The sequence below is a fragment of the Paenibacillus sp. P4_E11 genome (assembly GCF_056401635.1).
The window spans coordinates 1-3,007 of the sequence record NZ_JBFUIX010000290.1 but is presented as its reverse complement, the minus strand read 5'-3'; the positions used below and the strand labels follow the sequence as shown (position 1 = coordinate 3,007).

Genomic DNA, 3,007 nt, shown 5'->3' with positions numbered 1-3,007 from the left:
GATATATCCTCTTCCGAAGAAACGTATTGGGCCTTATGATAAATAAGATTTGATTGACAAAATATTAGTGGTAGGTTTTACTAAATATAATATGAATAATTGAATTATGCCCATGATGAGCATCCAACTCGGAGGCGTTTCCGTCAAGAGCATCATGCGAATGATGTTCCTAAGTTAGCCGGCCCCGACCGTTATCGCGGAACCAAGAGGATCGAACTCGTAATGTTCGATCAAGTTGGGTGGCACCGCGAGCAAACGCTCCTCGTCCCAATAGACGAGGGGCGTTTTTGTGTTTTCATAAATTGAAGGAGGTTCGAAAAAATGTATCGTATAAACAACTTTAATGCGGGTCCGGCAGCTCTTCCTATTGAAGTCTTGACTCAAGCACAGGATCGATTTATTGAGTACAGGAATGGAATGTCCATTATGGAAATGTCTCATCGTAGTAAGGTTGTGGAGCAACTCTTCGAGGAGACCCAGCAGATCATGCTTGAGATTTTAGGTCTGAATTCGAATTATTCAGTATTGTTTATGAGTGGTGGCGCAAGCATGCAGTTTGCTATGGTACCGTTGAATTTGATGTCGACTAAAAGGATTGGATGCTATGTTCTTTCGGGGAGTTTTTCGGAGAAGGCTTATCAAGAAGCTCAAACCATAGGTAATGCGAAAATTGTAGCGAGTAGTAAACAACAAAATTGGAGCAGCCTTCCTGATTTGAATGCTATCCGATTGGAGGCGGAGACTGCTTACCTCCACATCACGACCAATAATACGATCGAGGGTTCGCAATTCCAGGCATTTCCTTCCACTGGATCTGTACCTCTTATTGGAGACATGACCAGCGATCTTCTTAGCCGGAAGGTGGAATTTAACGAGTTTTCAATGTTTTATGCTTCAGCTCAAAAAAATCTTGGACCCGCCGGTGCAACCGTTGTGGTCATTCGCCATGACTTGTTGAAAGAATGTGTGAACCCCATTCCGACGATTCTAAATTACAAAACATACGCTCAACATCATTCACTTTACAATACACCCCCGGTTCATTCCATTTTTATGATGAAACTTGTACTGGAATGGGTAAAACAGCAGGGAGGGACCGCAGAAATGGAGAAGGTGAATATCCAGAAAGCTAACCTTCTTTATGATGTGATTGATAGTAGCGGGGGATTTTACAAAGGATTTATTGAAAAACCGTTTCGTTCCATGATGAATATCACATGGCGCATGGTTGATGAACAATTGGAAAAGCGTTTTGTTCAGGAATCCGAATCTAATGGTTTTGATGGGTTGGCTGGCCATCGAAGTGTTGGGGGATTACGTGCATCCGCATATAACGCTGTTCCTTATCATGCTTGTAAAGCTCTTGCTGAGTTCATGGTTGATTTTCAACTGCGTAATGGGTGAAGAACATCACTCTCGAAACTTATCCCGCGAGTGATTTCCGTCATGCCTTATATTCAGGGGGCAATTTTCCACCTAACATAAACAACGCAGCCAACTCGGCTGCGTTGAATCCTCAAGTTAATCCAACACTATAGATAAAGTCCTGTGACGTAGACAGAAGTGATCGTTCTAGCGATCTCCTCGACAGAACTATGGTGTTCGTCCCGGACAATTTCCCATAGGTACATTTCGTTCGTAAAAAACCAACCTCGTGCCACAATCTCATGATTAACTTCGGGTCTAGCTAACCCGTTTTGTTGTGCGTAGGCAACGTCTTTTGAAATACGCTGAATAAATTTTTCCCGTATGGCTTTCCATTTATCCGAAACTAAAGAAGATACCCCAATTGCCTGTGCGAAGACTTGCATCATATCCCGTTCAGCTTCAGCCATTTTCAAAAAAGCATTCGCTTGTTTACGAATGATTTCCTCAGCTTCTTGTTTCGAATTGGGCAGGAAGGAGATCTCGGCAATTTCAAAAAATTGCTCCATGACACCCTCCATCAATACGATTAATAGATCTTCTTTTCCACCAAAATGTACATATGCCGTTCCGTATCCGATACTCGCTTTGTTAATCATTTGCGAGATCGTTGCTTTTTGAAAACCTTCTTGAAGAAAAACTTCTCTTGCGGCTTCTAATAATTTTTTACGTGTTTTCAGCGATCGTAAATGTCTTTTATCCTCTATATTATGATTCATTCCTATTCCCCCACTACTCATTATCTCTAGAATATATGAATTATTATGAAAAGGAAAGGGATATCACCAGGTGGGTGCGTGTGTTAAAAATTGGATTAAAAATATTATTGACATCATGTCATATTTAAATGGATAATGTTATTGACACTATGTCATATTCATTGGAGAAAGCGCTTTATTATCATCTGTAAAGGGGAGAATCATGATGCTTTTGAAAAACTTTGATGTAACTTTACGATATGCGAAAGAATTGGATGAGGAAGATTTTCTTGCGCATTTTCGAGAAGAGTTTTATTTAAAGCCAGGATACATTTATATGGATGGGAACTCGTTGGGTCTTCTTTCGAAAAGAGCGGAAAGGACTCTCTTGGAATCTTTAGAGGATTGGAAGGAATATGGAATCGATGGCTGGACGCAGGGGAAACATCCATGGTTCTTTATGGCGGAAGAGCTAGGAGAGAAACTTGCTCCGTTAGTAGGAGGTTCAGCTGAAGAAGTCATTGTGACTGGTTCTACAACAGTAAATCTGCATCAGCTTGTATCTACGTTTTATATGCCAGAAGGAAAACGCACAAAAATTTTAGCAGATGAACTAACATTTCCATCCGATATTTATGCTCTTCAAAGCCAGTTACGGATTCATGGATATGATCCCGATACACAACTTATTCGCGTGAAAAGCCGAGATGGCCGCTTTTTAGAAGAAGATGACATTATCGAAGCAATGGACGAAACAGTCGCTTTAATCGTCTTGCCCACCGTACTTTATCGTAGTGGTCAAATATTGGATATCAAACGATTAACCGATGAAGCACACCGTAGAGGTATTGTTATTGGCTTTGACGCTTGCCACTCAGTAGGTT

At 41.1% G+C, this 3,007-nt stretch carries 3 protein-coding genes; 2 read left to right on the top strand and 1 reads right to left on the bottom strand.

Features of this window, described 5'->3' with window-relative positions; genetic code table 11:
• The first annotated feature begins 321 nt into the window (after positions 1–321).
• Positions 322–1,404 carry a 3-phosphoserine/phosphohydroxythreonine transaminase gene (serC, locus tag AC1DWB_RS32975; protein WP_477545317.1) on the top strand — a complete coding sequence of 361 codons (1,083 nt, stop codon included), beginning with the start codon at positions 322–324 and terminating at the stop codon, positions 1,402–1,404.
• Between the two features lie 128 nt (positions 1,405–1,532).
• Here serC and AC1DWB_RS32970 read toward each other — a convergent pair whose 3' ends face one another.
• The gene (locus AC1DWB_RS32970) at positions 1,533–2,144 is read right to left on the bottom strand and encodes a TetR/AcrR family transcriptional regulator (protein WP_477545316.1); all 612 of its coding nucleotides are present in this window, start codon (positions 2,142–2,144) and stop codon (positions 1,533–1,535) included.
• 205 nt (positions 2,145–2,349) lie between these two features.
• Between AC1DWB_RS32970 and AC1DWB_RS32965 the strand changes: the two genes are divergently transcribed.
• A partial coding sequence (locus AC1DWB_RS32965) for an aminotransferase class V-fold PLP-dependent enzyme (protein ID WP_477545315.1) occupies positions 2,350–3,007 on the top strand: 658 nt, incomplete at its 3' end.